This window comes from Pseudomonas sp. IT-P12 (assembly GCF_949767465.1).
Taxonomy (GTDB): Bacteria; Pseudomonadota; Gammaproteobacteria; order Pseudomonadales; family Pseudomonadaceae; genus Aquipseudomonas.
On sequence record NZ_CATKPY010000025.1, the window covers coordinates 268,999 to 294,950 of the forward strand.

27 protein-coding genes are annotated in these 25,952 nt (G+C 59.6%); 9 read left to right on the top strand and 18 right to left on the bottom strand.

The annotated features are described in order from the left end of the window. Window positions 1–209: 209 nt before the first annotated feature. From ACM6IM_RS24695 to ACM6IM_RS24705, 3 genes are all read right to left on the bottom strand, one after another. Entirely contained in the window at window positions 210–965 is a 756-nt protein-coding gene (locus tag ACM6IM_RS24695) for a DeoR/GlpR family transcriptional regulator (RefSeq protein ID WP_201194102.1), read from the bottom strand. A 95-nt stretch (window positions 966–1,060) separates the two neighbouring features. Then, window positions 1,061–2,566 (bottom strand): glycerol kinase GlpK, encoded by a 1,506-nt coding sequence (gene glpK, locus ACM6IM_RS24700; protein WP_192305334.1) that lies wholly within the window; start codon window positions 2,564–2,566, stop codon window positions 1,061–1,063. A 74-nt stretch (window positions 2,567–2,640) separates the two neighbouring features. Then, window positions 2,641–3,492 carry an MIP/aquaporin family protein gene (locus ACM6IM_RS24705; RefSeq protein ID WP_414866610.1) on the bottom strand — a complete coding sequence of 284 codons (852 nt, stop codon included), beginning with the start codon at window positions 3,490–3,492 and terminating at the stop codon, window positions 2,641–2,643. Between the two features lie 370 nt (window positions 3,493–3,862). On the opposite strand from ACM6IM_RS24705, the gene ybaK reads away from it, so the two are divergent. Beyond that, complete coding sequence (ybaK, locus tag ACM6IM_RS24710) at window positions 3,863–4,333, top strand: Cys-tRNA(Pro) deacylase (protein ID WP_414866554.1); 471 nt, start codon at window positions 3,863–3,865, stop codon at window positions 4,331–4,333. A 16-nt stretch (window positions 4,334–4,349) separates the two neighbouring features. Further along, window positions 4,350–5,132, top strand: coding sequence for a PhzF family phenazine biosynthesis protein (locus tag ACM6IM_RS24715; protein WP_201194098.1), 783 nt, complete (start codon window positions 4,350–4,352; stop codon window positions 5,130–5,132). A gap of 54 nt (window positions 5,133–5,186) precedes the next feature. Here the strand turns inward: ACM6IM_RS24715 and ACM6IM_RS24720 are convergent, their stop codons facing one another. Next, window positions 5,187–6,296, bottom strand: coding sequence for an ABC transporter ATP-binding protein (locus tag ACM6IM_RS24720; RefSeq protein WP_414866555.1), 1,110 nt, complete (start codon window positions 6,294–6,296; stop codon window positions 5,187–5,189). Beyond that, a complete protein-coding gene (gene argF, locus ACM6IM_RS24725) occupies window positions 6,293–7,213 on the bottom strand; it encodes an ornithine carbamoyltransferase (RefSeq protein ID WP_414866556.1) in 921 nt (306 codons plus the stop codon). The genes ACM6IM_RS24720 and argF overlap by 4 nt, the downstream gene beginning before the upstream one ends. A gap of 401 nt (window positions 7,214–7,614) precedes the next feature. Here argF and ACM6IM_RS24730 point away from each other — a divergent pair, with 401 nt between their 5' ends. The 3 genes from ACM6IM_RS24730 (at window position 7,615) to grxD (ending at window position 10,576) form a co-directional block, all read left to right on the top strand. Next, window positions 7,615–7,905: a hypothetical protein gene (locus ACM6IM_RS24730; protein WP_192305339.1), complete on the top strand. Its 291-nt coding sequence runs from the start codon at window positions 7,615–7,617 to the stop codon at window positions 7,903–7,905. A 135-nt stretch (window positions 7,906–8,040) separates the two neighbouring features. Further along, complete coding sequence (locus ACM6IM_RS24735; protein ID WP_414866557.1) at window positions 8,041–10,146, top strand: molybdopterin oxidoreductase family protein; 2,106 nt, start codon at window positions 8,041–8,043, stop codon at window positions 10,144–10,146. Window positions 10,147–10,243: 97 nt separating this feature from the next. Beyond that, on the top strand, window positions 10,244–10,576 hold the full coding sequence (grxD, locus tag ACM6IM_RS24740; protein WP_192305341.1) for a Grx4 family monothiol glutaredoxin: 333 nt from the start codon (window positions 10,244–10,246) through the stop codon (window positions 10,574–10,576). Window positions 10,577–10,714: 138 nt separating this feature from the next. Here the strand turns inward: grxD and bfr are convergent, their stop codons facing one another. Both bfr and ACM6IM_RS24750 read right to left on the bottom strand, forming a co-directional pair. Then, window positions 10,715–11,188: a bacterioferritin gene (gene bfr, locus ACM6IM_RS24745; protein WP_192305343.1), complete on the bottom strand. Its 474-nt coding sequence runs from the start codon at window positions 11,186–11,188 to the stop codon at window positions 10,715–10,717. A gap of 200 nt (window positions 11,189–11,388) precedes the next feature. Continuing rightward, window positions 11,389–11,607: a bacterioferritin-associated ferredoxin gene (locus ACM6IM_RS24750; protein WP_093430580.1), complete on the bottom strand. Its 219-nt coding sequence runs from the start codon at window positions 11,605–11,607 to the stop codon at window positions 11,389–11,391. Window positions 11,608–11,920: 313 nt separating this feature from the next. Between ACM6IM_RS24750 and ACM6IM_RS24755 the strand changes: the two genes are divergently transcribed. Continuing rightward, window positions 11,921–12,523, top strand: coding sequence for a peroxiredoxin (locus ACM6IM_RS24755; RefSeq protein ID WP_192305345.1), 603 nt, complete (start codon window positions 11,921–11,923; stop codon window positions 12,521–12,523). Window positions 12,524–12,682: 159 nt separating this feature from the next. Here the strand turns inward: ACM6IM_RS24755 and rnt are convergent, their stop codons facing one another. Continuing rightward, window positions 12,683–13,357, bottom strand: coding sequence for a ribonuclease T (gene rnt, locus ACM6IM_RS24760; protein WP_414866558.1), 675 nt, complete (start codon window positions 13,355–13,357; stop codon window positions 12,683–12,685). Next, entirely contained in the window at window positions 13,354–14,400 is a 1,047-nt protein-coding gene (gene pyrC, locus ACM6IM_RS24765; RefSeq protein WP_201194092.1) for a dihydroorotase, read from the bottom strand. The genes rnt and pyrC overlap by 4 nt, the downstream gene beginning before the upstream one ends. Before the next feature lie 170 nt (window positions 14,401–14,570). Here pyrC and ACM6IM_RS24770 point away from each other — a divergent pair, with 170 nt between their 5' ends. Then, a complete protein-coding gene (locus ACM6IM_RS24770; protein WP_414866559.1) occupies window positions 14,571–15,488 on the top strand; it encodes a flagellar protein MotY in 918 nt (305 codons plus the stop codon). Between the two features lie 129 nt (window positions 15,489–15,617). Further along, window positions 15,618–16,835 (top strand): argininosuccinate synthase, encoded by a 1,218-nt coding sequence (locus tag ACM6IM_RS24775; protein ID WP_093226480.1) that lies wholly within the window; start codon window positions 15,618–15,620, stop codon window positions 16,833–16,835. Between the two features lie 132 nt (window positions 16,836–16,967). On the opposite strand, the gene ACM6IM_RS24780 is transcribed toward ACM6IM_RS24775, so the two are convergent. Next, window positions 16,968–17,603 (bottom strand): hypothetical protein, encoded by a 636-nt coding sequence (locus ACM6IM_RS24780; protein ID WP_414866560.1) that lies wholly within the window; start codon window positions 17,601–17,603, stop codon window positions 16,968–16,970. Between the two features lie 486 nt (window positions 17,604–18,089). On the opposite strand from ACM6IM_RS24780, the gene ACM6IM_RS24785 reads away from it, so the two are divergent. Beyond that, window positions 18,090–18,716, top strand: a complete 627-nt coding sequence (locus ACM6IM_RS24785; protein ID WP_368555063.1) for a response regulator — start codon at window positions 18,090–18,092, stop codon at window positions 18,714–18,716. A gap of 89 nt (window positions 18,717–18,805) precedes the next feature. Here the strand turns inward: ACM6IM_RS24785 and ACM6IM_RS24790 are convergent, their stop codons facing one another. From ACM6IM_RS24790 to metG, 8 genes are all read right to left on the bottom strand, one after another. Beyond that, window positions 18,806–18,985 (bottom strand): PA3496 family putative envelope integrity protein, encoded by a 180-nt coding sequence (locus ACM6IM_RS24790; protein ID WP_192305355.1) that lies wholly within the window; start codon window positions 18,983–18,985, stop codon window positions 18,806–18,808. Between the two features lie 107 nt (window positions 18,986–19,092). Continuing rightward, the gene (gene nth / locus ACM6IM_RS24795; RefSeq protein WP_192305357.1) at window positions 19,093–19,731 is read right to left on the bottom strand and encodes an endonuclease III; all 639 of its coding nucleotides are present in this window, start codon (window positions 19,729–19,731) and stop codon (window positions 19,093–19,095) included. 25 nt (window positions 19,732–19,756) lie between these two features. Continuing rightward, window positions 19,757–20,266 carry an Rnf-Nqr domain containing protein gene (locus tag ACM6IM_RS24800; protein ID WP_414866561.1) on the bottom strand — a complete coding sequence of 170 codons (510 nt, stop codon included), beginning with the start codon at window positions 20,264–20,266 and terminating at the stop codon, window positions 19,757–19,759. Beyond that, window positions 20,259–20,870: an RnfABCDGE type electron transport complex subunit G gene (locus ACM6IM_RS24805; protein ID WP_414866562.1), complete on the bottom strand. Its 612-nt coding sequence runs from the start codon at window positions 20,868–20,870 to the stop codon at window positions 20,259–20,261. The genes ACM6IM_RS24800 and ACM6IM_RS24805 overlap by 8 nt, the downstream gene beginning before the upstream one ends. Continuing rightward, entirely contained in the window at window positions 20,867–21,856 is a 990-nt protein-coding gene (locus ACM6IM_RS24810) for an RnfABCDGE type electron transport complex subunit D (RefSeq protein WP_414866563.1), read from the bottom strand. Before ACM6IM_RS24810 ends, ACM6IM_RS24805 begins: the two co-directional genes overlap by 4 nt. Further along, window positions 21,843–23,069, bottom strand: a complete 1,227-nt coding sequence (gene rsxB / locus ACM6IM_RS24815) for an electron transport complex subunit RsxB (protein ID WP_414866564.1) — start codon at window positions 23,067–23,069, stop codon at window positions 21,843–21,845. Before rsxB ends, ACM6IM_RS24810 begins: the two co-directional genes overlap by 14 nt. Continuing rightward, complete coding sequence (locus ACM6IM_RS24820; protein ID WP_414866565.1) at window positions 23,066–23,635, bottom strand: Rnf-Nqr domain containing protein; 570 nt, start codon at window positions 23,633–23,635, stop codon at window positions 23,066–23,068. The genes rsxB and ACM6IM_RS24820 overlap by 4 nt, the downstream gene beginning before the upstream one ends. A 141-nt stretch (window positions 23,636–23,776) precedes the next feature. After that, window positions 23,777–25,828, bottom strand: a complete 2,052-nt coding sequence (gene metG, locus ACM6IM_RS24825; RefSeq protein WP_414866566.1) for a methionine--tRNA ligase — start codon at window positions 25,826–25,828, stop codon at window positions 23,777–23,779. Between the last annotated feature and the right edge of the window lie 124 nt (window positions 25,829–25,952).

Sequence of the window (25,952 nt, forward strand, 5' to 3'; positions counted from 1 at the left end):
TGCTTCGATTGAAAAAACTCATCGAAGGGCGGCTAAAGGAAAATTTTCGAACATGAGGGCGCGTTTTTAGCGCAAGTGGGATGTTGTCTGTTCCGGCCCCTTCGCGAGCAAGCCCGCTCCCACAGTGTTTGTGTGAACGACACGGATCAACTGTGGGAGCGGGCTTGCTCGCGATGGGGCCGGCACAGGCTACAGAGAAGCCAAGGTGATCAAACGACTTCCAACCGAACCTTATGCTGACTCAACAACTGCGCCAGGGCCGGCACCGGTTGCTGGTCGGTTACCAGGCAATCGATGAGGCTGATCGGCCCCAGCCGGATCATGGCGTTGCGTCCGAATTTGCTGGAGTCCGCTGCCAGGATCACCTGCCGGGCATTGGCGATGATGGCCTGGGATACCCGTACTTCCTGGTAATCGAAGTCCAGCAGGCTGCCGTCTTCATCGATGCCGCTGATGCCGACCAGGGCGAAATCGACCTTGAACTGGTTGATGAAATCGACGCTCGCCTGACCGACCACGCCGCCATCGCGCCGCACATTGCCGCCGGTCAACAGGACGTCGAAGTCGTCCTTGGCGCTGAGCATCGACGCGACGTGCAGGTTATTGGTGATGATCTTCAAATGGCTGTGGTTGAGCAGCGCCCGGGCGATCGATTCGGTGGTGGTGCCGATGTTGATGAACAGCGAGGCGTGGTCAGGGATCTGCGCGGCAATGGCTTCGCCGATCCGCTGCTTTTCATCGCGCATCTGGTCGGCGCGCATGGCGTAGGCGGTGTTTTCGACACTGGAATCGTAGGCCGCGCCGCCATGGTAGCGACGCAGCAGATTGGCTTCCGCGAGCTGATTGATGTCGCGGCGGATGGTCTGGGGGGTCACGACGAACAGCGAGGCCATTTCCTCGATGCTGACGTAACCGCGTTCGCGAACCAGCTCGAGGATTTGTTGCTGACGGGGAGGCAGATTCATGGGGCGTCCTTTGGGCTGCCGTGCAAAATTTGCCCATGATGCCGCAGGAATCTACTCCCTGCCAGTTACAACCGGATACCGGTCCGGTCCGTGGCTTATTCAGCGCCTTCGTGCGGTTCCCAGTCGCGGGTGCGGCTGACGGCTTTTTTCCAGCCGGCGTAGAGTTTTTCCTTGGCCGCTTCGTCCAGCGTCGGTTCGAACTCGCGCTCGATGATGGCCTTGTCGCGCAACTCCTCCAGGCTGCCCCAGAAACCACAGGCCAGACCGGCCAGGTAAGCCGCACCGAGCGCCGTGGTCTCACGCATTTTCGGACGTTCGACCTGAGTGCCCAGAATGTCGGCCTGGAATTGCATGAGGAAGTTGTTCGCCACCGCGCCGCCGTCCACGCGCAGCGCTTTGAGGCGTTCGCCGGAATCCTGTTGCATGGCGTCGAGCACGTCGCGGGTCTGGTAGGCAATCGACTCCAGGGCCGCACGAATGATGTGGTCCACGCGAACGCCGCGGGTCAGGCCGAACAACGCGCCACGGGCATACGGGTCCCAGTAGGGCGCACCGAGCCCGGTGAAGGCCGGCACCAGGTACACGCCGTTGCTGTCCTTGACCTTGTTGGCGAAGTATTCGGTGTCATGCGCGTCGTTGATGATCTTCAATTCATCGCGCAGCCATTGAACGGTCGAGCCGCCGTTGAACACTGCACCTTCCAGCGCGTAGGCGACTTCGCCGCGCGGACCGCACGCGATGGTGGTCAGCATGCCGTGTTGCGATTTCACGGCTTTCTCGCCGGTGTTCATCAGCAGGAAGCAGCCCGTGCCGTAGGTGTTTTTCGCCTGGCCCGGTTCGACGCACATCTGGCCGAACAGCGCAGCCTGTTGGTCACCGGCGATACCGCCGATGGCGATGCCGCTCTTGGTGTGGCCATAGATTTCAGAAGACGATTTCACCGGCGGCAGCATCTCGCGCGGGATATCCAAAACTTCCAGCATCTTCGCATCCCACTCCAGGGTGTGGATGTTGAAGAGCATCGTGCGCGAGGCGTTGGTGTAGTCGGTGACGTGCACCTTGCCGCCGGTAAATTTCCAGATCAGCCAGCTGTCGACGGTGCCGAACAGCAGTTCGCCGTTGCGTGCCCGTTCACGGCTGCCCTCGACGTTGTCGAGGATCCACTTGAGTTTGGTGCCGGAGAAGTACGGGTCGGTGACCAGGCCGGTGGTCTCGCTGATGTATTGCTCGTGGCCATCGCGTTTGAGCTGCTGGCAGATCTCGGTGCTGCGCCGGCACTGCCAGACGATCGCGTTGTAGATCGGCCGGCCGGTGGTCTTGTCCCAGACGACGGTGGTTTCACGCTGGTTGGTGATGCCGATGGCGGCCACCTGGTCGTGATGCAGACCAGCTTGCGCCAGGGCTTCGACCATCACGGCACTTTGGGTGGCGAAGATTTCCATCGGGTCGTGTTCCACCCAGCCGGCCTGTGGGTAGTGCTGGGCGAATTCGCGCTGGGCGGTGCAGACCACGTTGGCATCGCGGTCGAAAATGATCGCGCGCGAGCTGGTCGTACCCTGATCGAGGGCAATGATGTAGTTCTTATTCTGAATGTCGGTCATGTCGATTGCCTTGGTCGAAATAAGGGGGTGAGGTCAGGCGCGGATCAAAAGGGCAGGATCGCGCGCCAACGGTATCAAGAAGTTCTTGGTTTGCCGTCAATGGCCGGTGCTGCATCCGTTGTAGCAGGTTCGGAGCCTGGCAAATGGCGGGCAATCAGCCCGCGATAGGCGGCGGCACCGAGGCAGGCACCGATGATCGGTGCAAAAATCGGGATCAGGAAATACGGGATATCACGCGCGCCGGTGAGGGAAATTTCACCCCAGCCTGCGAAGAAAGTCATCAGCTTGGGGCCGAAATCACGCGCCGGATTCATCGCGAAACCCGTCAGCGGACCCATCGAGCTGCCGATCACGGCAATCAGCAGCCCGATCAGCAGCGGCGCCATGGGCCCGTTCGGCAAGCCGTTGTTGTCGTCGGTCAGCGACATGATCACGCCCATCAGGATCGCGGTAATGATCACTTCAACCAGGAATGCCTGGGCGGTGGACAGCGACGGGTTGGGGAAAGTGGAAAACACCGACGCAAGTTCGAGGCTGGCCTGACTGCCACGAACCATATGGTGGGTTTGTTCGTAATCGAAGAAGAGGTTGCTGTACAGCGTGTAAACCAACAAGGCGCCGCAGAACGCACCGGCCACCTGGGAGAGCATGTACAGCGGCAGTTTGCGCTTCTCGAAATCGGTGAACATACACAGCGCGATGCTGACGGCAGGATTGAGGTGAGCGCCGGACACGCCTGCGGTCAAGTAGATCGCCATGCTCACGCCAACACCCCAGATGATGCTGATTTCCCATAAGCCGAAGCTGGCACCCGCGACCTTGAGCGCGGCAACACAACCGGTACCGAAAAAGATCAGCAGCGCAGTGCCCAGGAACTCGGCCATGCATTGGCTGGAGAGCGACGGTTGTCGTAAAGCAGTTGTCATTGAATACCTCTTTGTTTTTTTTCTCTGGCGCCTTTTCCTGATCCTGGTCAAAGCGCGATTTTCACCGGGGAGGGTCCCCACCCTGATACCCGGTCTACTGCTGGGTGCTGCATTGTCGCGTTATACGGTATTCGTAATCGAAAAAATATAGTCAAGAAACATAACTGTCAAAGATCGAAAATGAACCATCGGTCACATCAGAACTATTAGTCACATGAATGATCGTTTTGTTTGATTGGTCAGGAGAACGCTGACGAACGGTAGGGTCTCGCCAGGTGCTGCGCAAACGCAGCCGGGATAGAGCGTTTTAGAGGGCAATGTCCTAGAATCGGACGCACTGTTTTTTCCTGCTGCCCAGTCTGGAGCTGTCATGACCCCCGCATTGGATTTGTTGAAAAAGGTTCGTGCCGAACATCACGTACACAGTTACGAACATGATCCGAAGGCAGCGTCCTACGGGCTCGAGGCGGCGGAAAAACTCGGTCTGGACCCTGCGCGGGTGTTCAAGACATTGCTTGCGGCCAGCGAGAAAGGGGAATTGCTGGTGGCGGTGGTGCCGGTGGCCGGCAGTCTGGACTTGAAAGGCCTGGCCCATGCGGCCAAGGTCAAGAAAGTCGAAATGGCCGACCCGGCTGCCGCGCAACGCTCCACCGGTTATCTGCTGGGCGGCATCAGCCCGCTCGGGCAGAAAAAACGCCTGCGGACCTTTATCGACCGTTCGGCTCAGGGCTTCGCCAGCATTTTTGTCAGTGCCGGACGGCGCGGCCTGGAAGTTGAATTGGCGCCGGCAGTATTGGCCGAGCATACTCAGGCGGCGTTTGCCGAAATTGGCCGCGCCTGAATCAGGGAGAAGATTTATGCAGCTTGAGTTTTACCAGGTCGATGCTTTCAGTGATCGGCCCTTCGGTGGCAATCCGGCGATGGTCTATCGGCTCGATGCCTGGCTCGCCGACGATTTGATGCAAAAAATTGCTGCCGAGCACAACCTGGCCGAAACCGCCTTTGTGGTGCGCGAAGGGCAGGGCTGGCGCATTCGCTGGTTTACGCCCACCACCGAAGTGCCATTGTGCGGACACGCCACGCTGGCCAGCGCGCATGTCTTGTTCGACATCCATAAGGAGCCGGCACAGCGCCTGGATTTCATCTGCAAATCCGGTCCGCTGAGTGTGACCCGCGAAGGCGAACGCTTGTGGCTGGACTTCCCGGCCATTGATACGTCGGAAGTGGGCGTGACCGTGGATGTCGAGCGTGCGCTGGGTGTCGAAGCGGTCGATGTGCGGGGCTCGAACGAGTTGTTCGTGGTGCTGGAGTCCGAGCAGGCGGTGCTCGATTGCCAGCCAGACATGGTTGCCCTGGCCAAGCTGCCGTGGCTGGGGGCCATTGTCACCGCCAAGGGCAGCAAGCATGATTTCGTGTCGCGCTATTTCGCACCGGCCATCGGCATCAATGAAGATCCGGTGACGGGGTCGACTCACTGCAGCCTGATTCCGTACTGGTCAAAACGCCTGGGCAAGTCGAGCCTGACGGCCTATCAATGTTCGAAACGCGGCGGCGAGTTGTTCTGCCGGCTGGAAGGGGATCGGGTGAAGATCGGCGGGAATGCGACGCTGGTGGCCAGCGGCACACTGATGTTGGGGTGATACGGGGCATCAATGTGGGAGCGAGCAGGCACGCTCCCACCGTTGATCCGTGTATCAGTTGGCGGTGCTGTACCGCCGCACACCCGACTCAACCCGGGGAATCTGCGCCGCCGTGCTGCCGGACGCCTGGAACAACACCAGATGATCGGCAGCCACCTGAATCCCGACATCCGAGCCGACCTGATGATCGATATGGCTCGGGAAAATCGACTCGAGTTGTGCACCGGTCGGCATCTGCAAGCGGTACAACGTCGACGCCCCCTGGAATGACTTGCCGACAATCCGTGCCTTCAAGGCGCTGTCCGGGGCATAAACGATATCGTCCGGGCGCAGCAGCACGTCCACCGCGCCACCGGTCGGCCAGGTGTAGGCCCGGTTACCGCGCAATTCGCCGAGCTCGGTCTGGACCGATTCCGGGCTGCTCAGTTGGCCGCGAATGAAGTAACCCTGGCCAATAAAGCTGGCGACATAGGGGGTCTGCGGTTCGTGGTACAGGTTGTAGGGCGTGTCCCACTGTTCCAGGCGGCCTTCCTTGAATACCCCGACGTGGTCGCTGACCGCGAATGCTTCTTCCTGATCGTGGGTCACCAGGATCGCGCTGGTGCCCCGGGCCTTGAGGATGTCGCGCACTTCGTGGCTGAGCTTGCGCCGCAGTTCGCCATCGAGGTTGGAAAAGGGTTCGTCGAGCAACAGCAACTGCGGTTCCGGTGCCAGGGCGCGAGCCAGGGCAACACGCTGTTGCTGGCCCCCCGACAGTTCGTGTGGAAAGCGCTTGCCCAGGTTCTTCAGGTTGACCAGTTCCAGCAGTTCTTCGGTGACCCGTTCTTTCTGCGGGTGCTTGCGAATGCCGAAGGCGATGTTCTCGGCCACGCTCAAATGCGGGAACAGGGCATAGTCCTGGAACACCATGCCGATCCGGCGTTTTTCCGGGGCCAGGGTGAACCCGGCGCTGGAGATCGTCTCGCCCGCCAGGGTGATCTCACCTTCGTGCACCGGTTCGAAACCGGCAATCGCCCGCAGCGTGGTGGTTTTGCCGCAACCCGAAGAGCCGAGCAGGCAACCGATGTCGCCGGCGTTCAAATGCAGGTTGAGGTTTTGCACGACCCGCTGGTCCTGATAGCCGCAGGCGAGGTTGCGCAGATTAAGCAGTAATGGCTGGCTCATGCGTGGTGGTACGCCGGCTCGACGAGAAACTCGAGCAGGGCCTTTTGTGCGTGGAGGCGGTTTTCTGCCTGGTCCCAGGCGACGGAGCGCGGGTCATCGAGCAGGTCGAGGCTGATTTCCTCGCCACGGTGGGCGGGCAGGCAGTGCATGAACAGCACGTCATCGGCAGCCAGGTCCAGCAGGGCGCGATTGACCTGGTACGGCGCGAACAGCTTCAGGCGCTTGGCGGTTTCTTCTTCCTGGCCCATGGAGGTCCAGACGTCGGTGCTCACCAGATGAGCGCCGCGCACGGCCTCCTGCGGATCGCGGACGATGGTCACCCGGTCACCGGCTCTGGCCACGAATTCGGGGTTGGGCTCGTAACCTTCGGGGCAGGCGATGCGCAACTGGAAGTCGAACTGGATCGCCGCTTCTATATAGCTGTTGCACATGTTGTTGCCGTCGCCGATCCAGGCCACAGTCTTGCCCTGGATCGAGCCGCGATGCTCCAGGAAGGTTTGCATGTCGGCCAGCAACTGACACGGGTGCAGGTCATCGGACAGGCCGTTGATCACCGGCACGCGGGAGTTGGCGGCGAATTCGGTCAGGGTGCTGTGGGCGAAGGTACGGATCATCACCGCATCGAGCATGCTCGACATGACGATGGCGGCGTCGCCGATCGGCTCGCCACGGCCCAGTTGCGTATCCCGTGGCGACAGGAAGATCGCCTGGCCACCCAGTTGGATCATGCCGGCTTCGAATGAAATACGGGTGCGGGTCGAGGACTTCTCGAAAATCATCCCGAGCACGCGGTTTTTCAATGGCTCGAACAGTACGCCGCGGTTACGCAGGTCTTTGAGCTCCACGCCTCGACGGAGCACGCTGACCAGCTCGTCGGGCGTGCAGTCCATCAGGGAGAGAAAGTGCCTAGCGCTCATCATTGACTACCTTTTTGCAACAGACCGCAGATACTCAAAGCCTTGTTTTACGGAACAACGGGCGAGACCTGCGGCGTAAGCCGCACGGGGCGACGAAATAGGGAAGGCGCGATCTTGACACTAAATGTCGCGTTTTTCCAATAGGCTACGGTGTTTACGGATTTCAGAGGGGCTACGCGAAAGCCGCGACAGCGCGTTTGAAGTGGGTTCCTGACAGCAGCCCGTCATTTGTACACCGGGCTCGCGGGGCTTGGCAATCAAGCGGGGCGGGGATGCTACTGTCGCTGTCGGTTTCGATCCGGTGCCTTTCAGCGTTAATGGCAATGTGCTTCGTCTGAAACACTTGCTAATGCAATGTGCTGGGTTATAAATAAGTCACGATCGATGCAGGAAGCCCCGGAATGGAATCGAAAGAACAGCAACTCATGGAATTGCTCGGCCTCACGGCCCGGGCACTGACGCACCTCACGGCTTCCATGACGTCGATGTCCTTCGAACTCTTGCGAAGCAACGACGAGGTCACCAAGGCTGCCGGCCGACGCATGATTGATCGCATGGCCACCATCAGCGCCGGTCTCGACGAGCACTGGCGGATCATTGGCGAGCTGACCGGCGTACACGTCGCTCACGAGCAGATCGAAACCATCCAGGAAATCCAGTTGCAAGCCCCGCCCAGGTTGCCATCGAACTGAGGTCGGGGCGGCCATCGGCTGGGCTGATGGGGGCCGATTCACAACGCGAACGTCGCTGGCGCGGCGCCGGGGCGCGGGCCATAGTCTTGATCCCGCGGCCGACAATGCCCGCCCAGTACAAGAAAGAGACTGGCCATGACCAAGACTCTCCATCACCGTGCCTGCCACCTGTGTGAAGCCATCTGCGGCCTGACCATCGAGACCACCGAGACCGATGGCAACGTGCAAATCACCTCGATCAAGGGCGACGCCCAGGATACGTTCAGTCGCGGTCACATCTGCCCCAAGGCTGTCGCCCTGCAGGACATTCAGAACGACCCGGACCGGCTGCGCCAGCCGATGCTGCGGGTCGGCAACGAGTGGCAGCCTGTCGAATGGGAAGACGCCTTCCACCTGGTCGCCGAGCGGTTGTCGGAGATCCAGGCGCGTCACGGGCAGAATGCGGTGGCGGTCTATCAAGGCAACCCCAGCGTGCACAACTACGGGTTGATGACTCACAGCAACTACTTCCTGGGCTTGCTGAAGACCCGCAATCGGTTTTCCGCGACTTCGGTCGACCAGTTGCCGCATCACCTGACCAGCCATTTGATGTATGGCCACGGCTTGCTGTTGCCGATCCCGGACATCGATCACACCGATTTCATGTTGATTCTCGGCGGTAACCCGCTGGCGTCCAACGGCAGCATCATGACCGTGCCGGACGTGGAGAAGCGCCTGAAAGCGATTCAGGCCCGGGGCGGCAAAGTGGTGGTGGTCGACCCGCGCCGCAGCGAGACGGCGGCGATGGCCGATCAGCACCTGTTCGTGCGCCCGGGGGGCGATGCGGCCTTGCTGTTCGGCGTGCTCAATACCTTGTTCAGTGAAGGCCTGACCCGCGACAGCCATCTGCCGGTGGAGGGCCTGGATCTTGTTCGCCAGGCGATTGCGCGGTTCACCGCCGAGGCCATGAGTCCGCTGTGCGCAGTGCCGGCCGAGCAGATACGCCAGTTGGCCCGGGACTTCGCCGCGGCGCCGACGGCGGTCTGCTATGGACGCATGGGCGTGTCGACCCAGGCTTTCGGCACGCTCTGTCATTGGCTGGTGCAACTGATCAATCTGGTGACCGGCAACCTCGATCGCGTCGGCGGCGCGTTGTGCACCGAACCGGCCGTGGACCTGGTGGCAACCACCTCGGGCGGGCATTTCAATCTGTGGCAGAGCCGGGTGTCCGGACGCCCGGAATATGCCGGTGAGCTGCCGGTGTCGGCCATGGCCGAAGAGATGCTCACCGGTGGGGAAGGTCAGGTGCGGGCATTGATCACGGTGGCCGGCAACCCGGTGCTGTCGACACCCAATGGCCGGCAACTGGAGCAGGCGCTGGATGGGTTGGAGTTCATGGTCAGCGTCGACCTCTACATCAACGAAACCACCCGTTATGCCGACCTGATTCTGCCATCGACATCCGCCCTGGAAAACGATCACTACGACACCACATTCAACCTGTTTGCCGTGCGAAACGTCACCCGGTTCAACCGCGCAATCCTGGCCAAACCGGAGGGGGCGTTGCACGACTGGGAGATTTTCGTCGGGCTGGCGAAAGCCTTTGCCGCGAAAACCGGCAAGGAGTTGAAGCCGACGATGCCGCCGGCCAGCATGATTGACCTGGGGTTGCGGATGGGATCCTACGGCGATGCCTCGGCACACAAGTTGTCGCTGGCGACGCTGTTCGATCACCCGCATGGGGTCGACCTGGGGCCCCTCAAGGCCAACCTGGCGGCGCGCTTGAAAACCGCTGACCAGCGCGTCCAGGCGGCGCCAGAGGTCATGCTCGCGGACCTGGCTCGTTTTGCCGCGTCGCAGGCGCCGGTCGCCGATGAACTCCTGATGATCGGCCGCCGTCATGTGCGCAGCAATAATTCCTGGATGCACAATTACCACCGGCTGGTGAAAGGCAAGCCGCGCCATCAGTTGCTGATGCACCCTGACGACCTCGCCAGTCGCGGGCTCAGTGACGGACAGCGGGTGCGGGTCAGCTCCCGGGTCGGCGTGATCGAAGTGGAAGTGCTCGGTAGTTCGGACATGATGAAAGGCGTGGTCAGCCTGCCGCACGGTTGGGGCCATGCGCGGCCCGGCGTGCAGATGGCCATTGCCAGCGGCCAGCCGGGGGCCAGCGCCAATGACCTGACCGACGAGTGCCAGCTCGACGAGTTGTCGGGCAACGCGGCGTTGAACGGTGTACCGGTCACTGTTGCCGCGGCTTGAACGGGTCCGTCGGAGAGGCCGAGCATGGCGCTCGGGTTTCCGTTACAATGCGCCACCGTGCCGACCCCTGAGTCGGAAAGTTCAGTCGAGGTGCTCCATGGATATCATCGAAACGATTAAAGAGCAGATTGCTAACAACACCGTTCTGCTTTACATGAAAGGCTCGCCGAATGCCCCGCAGTGCGGCTTCTCCGCGAAAGCTGCGCAGGCCGTGATGGCATGCGGTGAGAAGTTTGCGTACGTGGACATCCTGCAGAACCCGGAAATCCGCGCCAACCTGCCAAAATACGCCAACTGGCCAACCTTCCCACAACTGTGGGTGGCCGGCGAGCTGGTCGGTGGTAGCGACATCATGACCGAGATGGCTGCAGACGGTTCGCTGCAAACCACTATCAAGTCGGCTGTTGAAGCGGCGGCTGCCAAAGCCTGACCGACGCTTGCCTTCTCTCTTTGTGTAGGCGCGAGCGTGCTCGCTCCTGCAGTCCAAGAGGGAGCAACAAGCATGAAAAAGCCCCGCCTCTTCAAAGAGCGCGGGGCTTTTTATTGCGTCGAGATCAGCGGCGCAAACTTACTCGTCGCCCATCTGCGATTGCAGGTAGTTTTCCAGGCCGATCTTGTCGATCAAGCCCAGTTGGGTTTCCAGCCAGTCGATGTGTTCTTCTTCGGACTCGAGAATGTCTTCGAGCAGTTCACGGCTGCCGAAGTCACCCACGGTTTCGCAGTGCGCGATCGCGACTTTGAGGTCGGCGTGGCCGGTGCGTTCGATACGCAGGTCGCACTCGAGCATTTCCTTGGTGTGCTCGCCAATCTGCAGCTTGCCCAGGTCCTGCACGTTAGGCAGGCCTTCCAGGAACAGGATGCGCTTGATCAGCTTGTCCGCGTGTTTCATCTCATCGATGGACTCGTGGTACTCGTGCTTGCCGAGTTTGTTCAGGCCCCAGTCTTCATACATGCGGGCATGCAGGAAGTACTGATTGATCGCGACCAGTTCATTGGCAAGGATCTTGTTGAGATGCTGGATGACTGTAATGTCGCCTTTCATGATGGGGTCCTGCCCTGTATTAGCTGTCTATAAGGCAGAGTTTGAGCCGCATAATCAGGAGTGTCAAACCTAAGTTATTGAATAATATATGAAAATTAATCGGAATAAGAATGTTTGTGTTCCGCGTCTAGCCCGTAACCAATTGATTTGCAGACATAAAAAAACCGGACATCAAGTCCGGTTCTTTGGAAGTGGGGTGTTTATGCAGCGGTAAATTCTACCGGGTAGGGAATGGCGGCCTGGGCTGTCTGCAATTTGGTCAGGGTTTCGCGTACCACTTCCTTGGCCAGGCAGGCACATTTACCGCATTGGCTGGCTACGCCGGTAGCCTGACGGACTTCCTTGTAGCTGCAGCATCCTTCATAGATTGCATCGCGGATTTGACCGTCGGTGACGCCAGTGCAGAGGCAGACATACATAAGTGAAAACCGTCGCTGGTTGTGACTCAATTGCGATGGATCTTAATGTTAACGAGAATGATTGTCAAAGTGGTTTCTGACAGCTTTGCAGGATCGGGGGCCAGGACCGACGAACGGCTTTGTTCAGGCCATATGCCAGTCATCTTTGCGGCGCCCATTCAGCGCTCCGGTGAAAATCCGTTAAGGACAGCTTAAAAACGCAGTGTATGATGGCCGGTCCTTATGAAGGGGGTGAGTGTCACAGGGCTGTCGCCTGAGGGTGACAGGCTGGCACAAACCCGGAACTTCACGTTTTTACACCAGGAGATATTCAATGAGCGTACTCGTAGGCAAGCAAGCCCCAGATTTCACCGTACCGGCCGTCCTCGGCAATGGCGAAATCGTCGACAGCTTCACCCTGTCGTCGGCCATCAAGGGCAAATACGGCCTGGTGTTCTTCTACCCGCTGGACTTCACCTTTGTATGCCCATCCGAGCTTATCGCTCTGGACAACCGCATGTCGGACTTCAAGGCACGCAACGTGGAAGTGATCGCCGTTTCGATCGACTCGCACTTCACCCACAACGCCTGGCGCAACACGCCGGTCAACAATGGTGGTATCGGCGAAGTACGTTACACCATGGCGGCCGACATGAAGCACGAAATCGCCAAGGCCTACGACGTTGAGTCCGAAGGTGGCGTCGCGTTCCGTGGCGCGTTCCTGATCGACGACAAAGGCGTCGTTCGCTCGCAGATCATCAACGACCTGCCGCTGGGACGTAACATGGAAGAGCTGATCCGTCTGGTCGACGCTCTGCAATTCCACGAAGAGCACGGCGAAGTCTGCCCTGCCAACTGGAAGAAAGGCGACAAGGGCATGAATGCTTCGCCGGAAGGTGTTGCGGCCTACCTGACCGAGCACGCGGCTGCCCTGTAAGGCGCGTCAAGGCGTAAAAAAAACCGGCCATCATGGCCGGTTTTTTTATGGGCGGGAGAAACGCAGGTCCCTGAAGGAGCCGGCTTGCTGGCGATGAACGATGACGCGATCTGCATGTTAAACCGCGTCGCCTGCATCGCGAGCAGGCTCGCTCCCACATCAATCGTCGAAGTCTTCCCAGCCGCCCATTTGCTTCCAGCGATTGACGATGCCGCAGAACAGCTCGGCGGTCTTCTCGGTATCGTAGCGAGCCGAGTGAGCTTCCCGACCGTCGAAGTCGATGTCGGCTGCCTGGCACGCCTTTGCCAATACCGTCTGGCCGTAGGCGAGACCTGCCAGGGTGGCGGTGTCGAAGCTGGAAAACGGATGAAACGGGTTGCGCTTCATGTCAAGGCGCGCGACTGCGGCATTCAGGAAGCCCAGGTCGAAGCTGCTGTTATGCCCCACCAGGATTGCCCGCTTGCAGCCGTTGGCTTTCAACGATTTGCGAATGCCGCGGAAGATGTCCGTCAGTGCCGTTTCTTCACTCACGGCCATGCGCAGCGGGTGATCGAGCTTGATGCCGGTGAATTCCAGCGCGGCGGCTTCGATGTTGGCCCCTTCAAACGGCTCTACACGGAAGAAATAGGTGTGATCGGGATACACGAACCCTTTTTCGTCCATGCCGATGGTGGTCGCGGCAATTTCCAGCAAGGCGTCAGTGGCAGAGTTGAAACCGCCGGTTTCAACATCGACAACGACTGGCAGGTAACCACGGAAGCGCGCGGCCATCGGGTGGCGTGGACCGCTAGCGCCCGGACCGTCCTGTTCGTCGTCGAAATGGTCTTCACTCACGCGTTTTCCTCCAGCAGGCGCCAGCGCAGTTTTTCACCGGCGCGCAGCGGGATGACGGTCAGCTCGCCAAAGGGCAGGCTGGTTGGGGCGGTCCACTCGTCGCGGACCAGGGTGATGCGATCGGTGTTCGCCGGCAGGCCATAGAAGCGAGGGCCGTTGAGGCTGGCAAACGCTTCGAGCTTGTCCAGCGCGTTGCGTTGCTCGAACGCCTCGGCATACAGCTCGATCGCGGCGTAGGCGGTGTAGCAACCGGCGCAGCCGCAGGCCGCTTCCTTGGCATGCTGGGCATGGGGTGCCGAGTCGGTGCCGAGGAAGAATTTGTCGCTGCCGCGGGTGGCGGCGTCGAGCAGGGCTTCCTGGTGGGTATTGCGCTTGAGAATCGGCAGGCAATAGAAATGCGGCCGAATCCCGCCGACCAGCATGTGGTTGCGGTTGTACAGCAGGTGATGCGCGGTAATGGTCGCCCCGACATTGGCCGAAGCCTCGTTGACGAACTGCACGGCGTCGGCGGTGGTGATGTGTTCGAACACCACTTTGAGCGTCGGGAAACGCTCGACCACACGGCGCATGTGCTCATCGATGAAGATTTTTTCGCGGTCGAATACGTCGACATCGCCACGGGTGACTTCACCGTGGATCAGCAACGGCATGCCGACCTCGGCCATCGCTTCGAGCGCGGGAAAGATCTTGTCGATGCTGGTGACGCCAGAGTCCGAGTTGGTGGTCGCACCGGCCGGGTACAGCTTGGCGGCATGCACGAAACCGCTGGCCTTGGCCTCGCGAATCTCTTCGGGCTGGGTGCGGTCGGTGAGGTACAGGACCATCAACGGTTCGAAACGGCTGCCGGCCGGACGTGCAGCGAGAATCCGCTGGCGATAGCCGTCGGCTTCAGCGGCGTTGCGCACCGGCGGTACCAGGTTGGGCATGATGATGGCGCGACCAAAGGTGCGCGCGACATCCGCAACGGTATTGGTCAACACGGCACCATCGCGAAGATGAATGTGCCAGTCGTCGGGACGCAGCAGGGTCAGGCGGTCGGACATGAGGGGATTCCAGGCGGGTCAAACTGAGGGGAATGCTACCGGAAAAGACTCTCTCAGGCACTCGCTATCAAGTTTTGCCGCAAGCTTCCGATATCCAACAGGTATGCCGTAATTATGTATCGGTCTTTTTGTTGTAGAAGTCTTTTTTGTAAAAGCCAGTGGAGCCTCCCGTGCGCCAGCGTTATCTAGCCTTGCTCAGTGTGTTTGCCAGCCTTCCCGCGATGGCGCTCACTTTCCAGACCCGTCTGGAGAGCATCGAGTGGACGGTCGAAGGGGATAAGTTCGAGTGCCGCCTGACCCAACCGATCACCGATTTCGGTTCGGGTGAGTTCGTGCGTCGTGCGGGCGAGCAGGCCACGTTTCGCCTCAAAGCCTACAACTCGATGGTCGGCGGCGGTTCGGCGACCTTGCTGGCCGCGGCTGCGCCCTGGCAGCCGGGGCGTGGGGACATCAATCTCGGTTCGGTAAAGATCGGCAGCGGCAATGTGCTGTTCAACAGCTCGCAAGTCCAGGCGGGGCGCCTGATCAGTGGTCTCATGGACGGGCGCAGCCCGGTCGTTCGGCATTATTCGGGCGATGGCCGGGTGTCGGAAGTGCGGTTGTTGCCGGTCAAGTTCAGCAAGGCGTTCAACGACTATCAAGGTTGCGTGGCCAAGCTGCTGCCGAAGAATTTCGAGCAGGTCAGGCAATCGCAGATCGGCTTCCCGGGCGAAGGTATCGAACTCGATGCACACGCCAAGGCCCAGTTGCAGGTGATGCTTGATTTCATGAAGGCGGACCCGACGGTCAATCACATCGAGCTCGATGGTCACTCGGACAACAGCGGTAATCGCCTGACCAATCGTGAGCTGTCGCGACGCCGGGCGCTCGCGGTCATGGATTACTTCAAGGCCAACGGTGTTCAGGAATCGCAGATCACCCTGCGCTTCCACGGCGAACGTTACCCCTTGGCGCCCAACACCTCGGCAGCCAATCGGGCGAAAAATCGCCGGGTCAACGTCCATCTTGCGCGCGTGGCCCCCGTCGAGACGCCAGCGCCCCAGGTCACCGTGCCAGCGAGCCCGGCGAGCGCAGCGAAGACCTCCTGAGCGGCGCCTGATCGTCGCTCACTCGACATAATCTGTCGCTTCGTCGTCATAAGCTGTCGCGCCACTGTAAATTATTCTGCATGACCGGTAGACTTGACGGCTTTCCGTAGAACCCCGTGGAGTGATGGCATGGCGGACGTAAACAAGGTCGTTCTGGCGTATTCCGGCGGCCTGGACACTTCGGTGATCCTCAAGTGGCTGCAGGATACTTATAACTGTGAAGTGGTGACCTTTACCGCTGACCTGGGTCAGGGTGAAGAGGTCGAACCTGCTCGCGCCAAGGCACAGGCCATGGGCGTAAAAGAAATCTACATCGACGATCTGCGCGAAGAGTTCGTGCGAGATTTCGTGTTCCCGATGTTCCGCGCCAACACTGTTTACGAAGGCGAGTACCTGCTGGGTACTTCCATCGCTCGTCCGTTGATCGCCAAGCGCCTGATCGAAATCGCCAACGAAACCGGCGCTGACGCCATTTCCCACGGCGCCACCGGCAAGGGTAACGACCAGGTTCGTTTCGAACTCGGCGCCTACGCCCTCAAGCCGGGTGTGAAAGTGATCGCACCGTGGCGCGAATGGGACCTGCTGTCCCGTGAAAAGCTGATGGATTACGCCGAAAAGCACGCGATCCCGATCGAGCGTCACGGCAAGAAAAAATCCCCGTACTCGATGGATGCCAACCTGCTGCACATCTCCTATGAAGGTGGCGTGCTGGAAGACACCTGGACCGAGCACGAAGAAGACATGTGGCGCTGGACCGTCTCCCCTGAGAACGCACCGGACAAGCCGCAGTACCTGGAGTTGACCTATCGCAACGGCGACATCGTTGCACTGGACGGTGTCGAGATGACCCCGGCCACCGTGCTGGCGACCTTGAACCGAATCGGTGGCGAACACGGCATCGGCCGCCTCGACATCGTCGAGAACCGCTACGTGGGCATGAAGTCCCGTGGCTGCTACGAAACCCCAGGCGGCACCATCATGCTGCGTGCCCACCGTGCGATCGAATCGATCACCCTGGACCGCGAAGTGGCTCACCTCAAGGATGAGCTGATGCCCAAGTACGCCAGCCTGATCTACACCGGTTACTGGTGGAGCCCTGAGCGGCTGATGCTGCAACAGATGATCGACGCGTCCCAGGTCAACGTTAACGGCGTTGTGCGCCTGAAACTGTACAAGGGCAATGTGATCGTCACTGGCCGCAAGTCCGACGACTCGTTGTTCGACGCCAACATTGCGACGTTTGAAGAAGATGGCGGCGCCTACAACCAGGCCGATGCGGCGGGCTTCATCAAGCTCAACGCGTTGCGCATGCGTATCGCCGCGAACAAGGGTCGCAAGCTTTTCTGACTCGGTAGTCGAATGTGTGGCCTTGTGTTCGACAAGGCCACACATTAGAAAACAGGGATTTTCCTTCGGACATTGCGATTCATCTTTCTTCTTGTGTAAGAACAACTCCCGCCTGCTGCATTCCCGTTGATTCTAGAAAGCGACCGACCGTTGCACGTCAGAGGGGCGAGATTGCTCGATGAGCGTGACGTCCTGAGAGTTCAGGTTGTACGCGACGCAAAACGGCAATCCGCTGCGTTTCTTGATCTGTCTGAAAAAACTGAACGCCCCTTCTTTCAGGCCATTCTCCGATTCGCCACTGATGAGAAACACGACGACCCGTGCTGACTCCGCTTTGCCCGGATGCATGTTTTTCAGAAGCTCACGAAATTCCATCTTCCTGTTTATGCACCGCGCATCGACGATGTGCAGGTCTTTCAGGCGTTCCGGCAACTCAATGTGGTGCTGGACTGAAAGGTGTTTGCGTGGGCGCGTCCTGCCCTGTGGGCCTTGTGCCGTTTCCGGGCGCTCGGCCGTATCCAGTGCGTTGATGAAATGTTCTCCCTTTTCATAATCGGATGGCGCGTACAGCGATCGATAGTTGAAGTTGAGTGTGGCGAAGAACAGAAGCAGCAAGTAAAAAGGAAAGCTGATCAAAAACCAGATATAGACCTCTCGCTCTTCATTTTCGAGAAATGGCAGGGACACTGCCGCCGATGTTTCAGACAGTGTTGCGAATATGGCGATTACTGTCATGGGGTTGGTGATTCTTTGTTTTAAGTTCATCATGTTTTGCACTCATACAAGTTTATCTTTTCTCATTTTATTGATAGTGGGTGGGTTTATTGTTTTGCGGTCTTCATGTTAGCGGTGGATTTATAATTGTCATAGGGTTGCTTTGATTTTGTCCGGGTTATTGAAAGTCATTTGGTAAGCGTTCATGTGGGTGACGGGTAATGGACTGTGTTAATCGTGCACAGATGGGTATCATCAAGAGTAGCGTAACTATTGATGGGCGTTGCGCCGGCAGGGCGACTTATGAACGGGTTTGTGGGTTGGTAAATTGATACAAGAAATTGTTGAAGGGTGAAACGGCGTAAGGCAAATAAAGTTTCCAACGCGCAGGTTTCGCAGATTTCCTGTAAGAATATTCCGCGTTGTTTGTAGGGAATGTCTCTCGCTGCGGGTGGCCGGGGGGGGCGGCATGCCATGGGTGAAACGACTAGGCTATTGTGCGGGCTCTAAAAATTCGAACAGCGAAAATTGGACCTGCCCATGAATAAAGTGCTGATCGTGGATGATCACCCCGTCATTCGGCTTGCGGTACGTATGCTGATGGAGCGTCATGGCTACGAAGTCATTGCCGAAACAGACAATGGCGTGGATGCATTGCAACTGGCTCGTGAACATATGCCGGATATTGTCATTCTGGATATAGGAATACCGAAGCTGGATGGACTGGAAGTCATTGCGCGCCTGGTATCGGCAGCGTTGCCCATGAAAGTGCTGATATTGACTTCCCAGGCGCCTGGGCATTTTTCGATGCGTTGCATGCAGTCGGGGGCGGCCGGATATGTATGCAAGCAACAGGACCTCACTGAACTGCTCAGCGCAATAAAAGCCGTATTGTCAGGCTACAGTTATTTCCCCAATCAAGCGTTGCATACCGTTCGTTCCAGTTTGGGTAATGCCAGTGAAGCCGATATGGTGGATCGCTTGTCCGGGAGAGAGATGATGGTCTTGCAACAGTTGGCCCGAGGCAAGACCAATAAGGAAATTGCTGATGGAATGTTTCTCAGCAATAAAACCGTCAGCACTTACAAGACTCGCCTTTTATTGAAACTCAATGCGCGATCCCTGGTGGACCTGATCGAGTTGGCACAACGCAATGGGCTGGTGTGACGACACTCACGCATCAAGGGGCTTGCCGGGCGAGAGGTTCAAGATTTCCCACATAAAGAAAAGCCTCCGTTCAGGGAGGCTTTCAGGTGTCATAGGTCAAAATCGTAATCGGCCAATTGCTTTTGCAGTCGGCGCTCCTCCAGCAGGTTATCGATTGTGCGGCGTTTGCTCAGGTTGGTCTTTGCCACTTCAACCACAGGATCAGCGTCTTCGGCTTCACCCGGTGTGAAGTCGTCTTCTACGTCCAATTGCTCTTTACCAGTGCTCATAAGGTTAACTCCAGGCTTAGACTGCCTTTGGCGCTCCTTATATCGACAATCTCATTCCGGGTAAAAAAGATTTTTTCAATCGATAAATCAATAAACCTAATAGCGCTTCAATCGTCCGACGTCTTGTGCTTGTACTCGCACAGGTCTTCGATCCGGCAACTGCCACAGCGAGGCTTGCGGGCCAGGCAGACGTAACGCCCGTGCAGAATCAGCCAGTGATGGGAGTCGAGCAGGTACTCCTTCGGCACGAACTTCATCAGTTTGTTTTCCACCTCGACCACATTCTTGCCAGGTGCAATGCCGGTACGGTTGCTGACGCGGAAAATGTGCGTGTCCACGGCCATGGTGAGTTGGCGGAACGCCGTATTGAGCACGACATTGGCGGTCTTACGGCCCACGCCCGGCAGTGCTTCCAGTTCTTCGCGAGTCTGCGGTACTTCGCCACCATGACGCTCCACGAGCAGGCGGCAGGTCTCGATCACGTTCTTTGCCTTGCTGTTGAACAGACCGATGGTCTTGATGTACTCAGACAACCCCTCCACCCCCAGCGCATGGATGGCCGCAGGCGTATTGGCGACCGGGTACAGCCTGGCTGTCGCCTTGTTCACGCCGACATCGGTCGATTGCGCTGAGAGAATCACCGAGATCAGCAATTCGAACGGGGTGGAGTAGGCCAGTTCGGTCTTTGGTTCCGGGTTGTCTTCATGCAACCTGCGGAAAATTTCCAGACGTTTTGCAGCATTCATGGGCAGTGACTTTCCTCGAAAGCGATCAGTGTGAGGGGGTCGGGCGAGACCAGGCCTGCCAGGCGGCGATCAGCAGTCCCAACAAAATGAATCCACCGGGTACCAGGGCGGCCAGGTGCAGGCCGCTGTTGTCGAGCAGCTCGCGCAATACGCCCAACCCCAGCATCAAGGCACCGAACAGGCCACACAGGCGCAGGCGATCGCGCCATGGGGACTGGAAAAAGCCCGTGTGGTCCAGAACGACGCATTGCAGGGCGATCAACCCGGCATAGATCCCCGCGTGCCGATGCCACTGCAATGACCAGGCCTGTGCAGCAATTTCTGCGCACCCGGTCAATGTGGCTGCGAGCAGGACGCTGGCGATCAGGCGTGCAGGCGGGAGCAGCCTGTTGCGCAGGAGCTGCATGCCCAGGCCGAAGGCGCTGATGACCACGACGAACATCAAGTAGAGACCCAGCGCGGTCATCCAGGCGTCGGTAGCCCCTATGAGTGGGGTGAGCATCAGCGAATTCTGCAGTGTCGATGATTTATTCATGGAGGGGATCCCCGACCCACTGTTGCCGATGTTCGTCGAAATAGCGCAAGGCGTCGTGGATGGCGTTGATCACGGCGCGTGAAGTGATGGTCGCTCCGGCGATCTGATCGAACTGGCCCTGATCCTTTTTCAGTGCCCAGCCACTGTCGGCCGGCTCGCTTCGTGATTTGCCAGTAAATGCCTCGAGCCATGCATTGGGCCACTCGGCGATCCGCCCTCCCAGCCCCGGGGTTTCTGTTTGGCTGAGGGTTTTGACCCCGAGCAACCTGCCGTTTGTATCGATGGCGATCAGCAGGTCGATACTGCCCACATAGCCGGTTGCCTGGCTGCGCAGCAAAACGCTTTTCGGCTGGCCGGCCCGGGTCGCCAGGTAGCCACCCAGCAGTCGGCTGTTGGTCAACGCGGTATTGCCCAGTGGCAATGGCTGTTCAAGCGGTTGATTGTCGTAACTGTCGACCGGCAGCAGGTCCAGCAGGTTTCGGCTGTCGATCTCGCGTCGTTCAGCGGCGATGCGTGATGCGCTGACCTGTTGCGCAAGATAGGTCGCGCCCATTCCCAGGCTTGCCAGCAGCCCGACGATCACCACGCTCGACACTCGATTCATGGCGCCACACGCTCCTGTCTCGAGGCGACAAACCGCTCCAGCGCCGGTACGCAGAGGTTCATCAGCAGCACCGCAAATGCCACGCCGTCCGGGTAACCGCCCCATGTACGGATCAGGTACGTGAGCAATCCGACCCCGGCACCGAACAGCAGGCGGGCGCCGGGGCTTTTGGCGCCGGACACCGGCTCGGTGACGATAAAGAAGGCCCCGAGCAGGCTGGCGCCGCTGAGCAAGTGAAACAGCGGTGAACCGTGGGAGTCGGAACCGGAACCGTTCCAGCACACCAGGCTGATGATGAACAGGCTGGCGAGCATGCCGACCGGTGCATGCCAGCTGAACACCCGCCGTTGCAGAAGAAACAGGCCGCCGGCGAGAAACGCCAGGTTGATCCACTCCACACCGCGTGCGCCCAAATGGCCGAACGCCGGGCTGCGGGCGAAGAGTTCGTCGATGGTCAGGCTTTTGTTGATGCGCAGGCTGTCCAGGGCTGTGGCCTGCGCCCACGCATCCGGTGTCGGGCCGGGGATCAGACCGAACACTCGCTGCACGCTGCCGAACAGGTCCATGACGTGGGGCGACGGCCAATGGCTCATCGGCTGGGGGAATGTCACCAGCACCAGGGCCAGGCCGAGCATGGCCGGGTTGAACGGGTTTTTTCCGACGCCGCCATACAATTGCTTGCCGAACAGACCGAATGCCGCAGCGCAGACGGTCAGCCACCAGGGGCAATACGGCGGCAAGGCCAGGGCCAGCAGCGTTGCAGTGACCAGCGCACTGCCGTCGCTCAACACAGGAAGCAGTTCGCGCCCGCGCAGCTTCAGCACTGCCGCTTCAACGGCCAGTGCGGCCGTGCCTGCCAGTACCAGGTTGATCAGCACGCCCCAGCCGAACCACCAGAACGACACCAGAATGCCTGGCACAGTCGCCAGCAATACCAGTCTCATGGCCTGCTGGAGGCGTTCGTCGACCGGCTCAAGGGGCAACATAGCTATCCACCTGGCGCTCGGCTTCCTTCAGGCGAGCACGGGCCTTGTCCAGCAACTCGGCAGGGGTGTCGGTGCGTCGCTGCAGTTTGCTAACGTCGGCGCGCGCGTAGGCCAATTCGGTTTTCAATTGTCGAAGCCGGCTGTCAATGGGGCGCTTTTCGATGCGCACCAGATCCGGTATTGGCTGGTCGCTGGCGTCTTCCGTCGCATGCAGGTTTTTTTCGGCCTCGGCGAGGGCGCCTTCCAGGGCTTCGATCTTTACGGCGGGCGCATCGCTGGCTTGCGCTTTCTTGAGTTCGGCGCGGCGGGTGGCCAACTGGATTTTCGCCCGCTTCAACTCGGCATCCTTGGCTGGCGCTGGCGCTGGCGCTTCGGGTTTTGGCATTGACGGCAGGCTGTTCTCCAGTTGCAACAGGGCGTGTTCTGCGGCCTCGAACTGCTGTTGCAGGATGATCAGTTGCGACTGTTGTTCGAACGTCGGCGGATGCCCGAACGCCTTGAGCGATTTGTTCAGTTGCGTGCGGCTCATCGCCAGATCGATCCTGGCTTTTTTCAAGGCCGCGTCGGCATTCGCCGCTTTTTGTGCGCGGACCCTTTCCAGCGCCGCCTGAACCGGATTGAGTGCCGGTACATCGACCGGCTGAGTCACACGATTTGCCCGGGCGTGACGCTCGGCGAGTTTCTGCTCTTCCTCACGCTGCAGGCGGGCGTTGCGCCGTTCGAAGCGCTGGCGAGCGTGGTCGCGTTTGGCGGCCCGCGCCTGTTGCGCTTCAGGGCTGAAGGCCAGGCCTCCCACGATCGGAATCACGGTGGTCGCCGGCAACGGACGCATTTCGATGCAGTCCACAGGGCAGGGGGCTACGCACAGGTCGCAACCGGTGCATTCGTCGACGATCACCGTGTGCATCCATTTGGCCGCGCCGACGATGGCGTCGACCGGGCAGGCCTGGATGCACTTGGTGCAGCCAATGCACTCGGCCTCGCGGATATAGGCTATTTGCGCCGGGGCCGGGCCGCGGCTGACGTCCAGTTCCAGCACCGGGACTTTCAGCAGTTCAGCCAGGGCCGAAATGGTTTCGCTGCCGCCGGGCGGGCACTTGTTGATCGGCTCGCCCGAGGCAATGCCCTCGGCGTAGGGCTTGCATCCGGCGTGCCCACATTTGCCGCATTGGGTCTGCGGCAGCAGGGCGTCGATGCGTTGAATCAGACTCATGTTTTGATCAGTCCGTTGAATCCGAGAAAAGCCACCGCGATCAATCCGGCGCCGATCAGGTCGATTGGCAAGCCGCGAAAGGGCAGCGGAACATCGTTATCGAGGGTGCGCTGGCGCAAGTCGCAGAACAGACTCAGCACCAGCCAGAAACCCAGCCCGGCGCCAATACTCAGGGCCGTGGCGTAAAAAATGCCGTGGTCGTCACGGCTGTCGATCAGTGCCAGCCCCAACACGCCGGCATTACCGAGCAGCAACGGCCAGAGACCGTCGAACGACAACGTCGAAAACACTTTCGCCAATACCTTCAGCAGCGGCGCGATCAGCAGCACACTCAGGGGCAAAAACACGAACAACCGCAGCGAGTTCAGCCCCAGCGGCACCAACAGGCCAAAGTAGAGCGCATGGCCAAGCCCACCGACGATCAACATCAGGCAGGTCGTGGCAATCCCCAATGCATGGACCCGGCGTCGTTCGCTCGCCAGCAGCGAATCGACGCCCAACGACCAGTGCAACACGAAGTTGTTGATCAGGGCGGTGCTGATGAGTGTCAGAACAATCTCGGTCATGGTCGTGCCGGAAAAAGGAGGGCTTTTCAACGGGGTGGTCTAAAAAGCTTAGGCATTATCCGGCAAGGACGGAGGGTGGGCCAGATATGAAAATCCCACAGGCGCGCCAGGCACGACTGTGGGATCGGTCAGCGCAAGAACTTACTTGATGCGCTGGCCCGGCTTGGCGCCGCTGTCGGGGCTGAGCAGGTAGATTTCTTCACCGCCGGGGCCGGCCGCCATCACCATGCCTTCGGAGATGCCGAACTTCATTTTCCGTGGCTTGAGGTTGGCGATCATCATGGTCAGGCGACCGTCAAGCTTGGACGGGTCCGGGTAGGCGCTCTTGATGCCGGAGAACACGTTGCGTTGTTCGTCACCGATGTCGAGGGTCAGGCGCAGCAGTTTGTCGGCGCCTTCCACGGCTTCGGCCTTGACGATCAGCGCCACGCGCAGGTCAACCGCGGCAAAGGTGTCGAAGTCGATTTCCGGCGACAGCGGGTCCTTGGCCAGCTCGCCATTACCGGCCGGTGCGGCTTCGCCGGTGTCGGTCTGGCTGGCGGTCAGGTCTTCTTTCGAGGCGTCGGTCATGGCTTGTACTTTCACCGGATCGATTCGAGTCATCAGTGGCTTGAACTCGTTCAACTGATGGTTGCCGAGCAGGGTCGCGTGATCATTCCAGGTCAGCGGCGCGACGTTGAGGAACGCTTCGGCATCGGCGGCCAGCAGTGGCAGTACCGGCTTGAGGAAGATCACCAACTGGCGGAACAGATTGATGCCGGTGGCGCAGATGGCCTGGACTTCATCCTGCTTGCCTTCCTGTTTGTTCAGCGACCACGGGGCCTTGTCGGCGATCCAGGCGTTGGCGCGGTCGGCCAGGGCCATGATCTCGCGCATGGCGCGGGCGAAATCCCGGGCCTCATAGGCGTCGGCGATACCGGGTGCGGCAGCCAGGAAGGCTTCGGTCAGTTCCGGGGCCGCATTGCGGTCGACCATCAAGCCGGCATTGCCCTTGTGGATGAAACCGGCGCAACGGCTGGCGATGTTGACGACTTTGCCGACCAGGTCGGAGTTGACCTTTTGCACGAAGTCATCGAGGTTCAGGTCCAGGTCGTCGACGCCGCGGCTCAGCTTGGCGGCGTAGTAGTAGCGCAGGTATTCCGGCGACAGGTGCTCCAGGTAAGTCCGGGCCTTGATGAAGGTGCCGCGGGACTTGGACATTTTCTGGCCGTTGACGGTCAGGTAACCGTGCACGTTGATCCCGGTCGGCTTGCGGTAACCCGCGCCTTCGAGCATCGCTGGCCAGAACAGGGCGTGGAAGTTGACGATGTCCTTGCCGATGAAATGGTACAGCTCGGCGGTGGAGTCCTTGCCCCAGAACGCATCGAAGTCCAGCTCCGACGTACGGTTGCAGAGGTTCTTGAAGCTGGCCATGTAGCCGATCGGGGCATCCAGCCAGACGTAGAAATACTTGCCGGGTTCGTCCGGGATCTCGAAGCCGAAGTACGGCGCATCGCGGGAAATGTCCCACTGCTGCAGGCCGGCGTCCAGCCACTCGGCGATCTTGTTGGCCACGGCGTCCTGCAGGGTGCCGCTGCGGGTCCAGGTTTGCAGCATGTCCTGGAAGTCCGGCAACTTGAAGAAGAAGTGCTGGGAGTCCTTGAGCACCGGAGTGGCGCCGGAGATCGCCGACTTCGGGTCCTTCAGGTCGGTTGGCGCATAGGTCGCGCCGCACTTTTCGCAGTTGTCGCCGTACTGGTCCTCGGTGCCGCATTTCGGGCAGGTGCCCTTGATGAAGCGGTCGGCCAGGAACATTTTCTTTTCCGGGTCGAAATACTGCGTGATCGAGCGCGTGGCAATGTGCCCGGCGTCGCGCAGCTTCAGGTAGATCTGGCTCGACAGCTCACGGTTTTCTTCGGCGTGAGTGGAGTGGAAGTTGTCGAAGTCGACCAGGAAATCGGCAAAGTCGGCGCTGTGTTCGGCCTGGACATTGGCGATCAGCTGTTCCGGCGTGATGCCTTCCTTTTCCGCGCGCAACATGATCGCCGAACCGTGGGCGTCGTCGGCGCAGACATAAATGCATTGGTTGCCGCGGTGCTTCTGGAAGCGCACCCACATATCGGTCTGGATGTATTCCAGCATGTGGCCAAGATGGATCGAACCATTGGCATAGGGCAGGGCGCTGGTGACGAGGATCTGGCGTGGCTCGGACATGGGGCTCGGCTACTTGATGAAACGGAGGTCGGCCACTATAAAGCGCCGGCGACTATTTTTCACCCCCGGAACCGGACTCCGGGGACGGACAGCGCGCGTTCGTCACTTCCTGAAAGCATGCCGC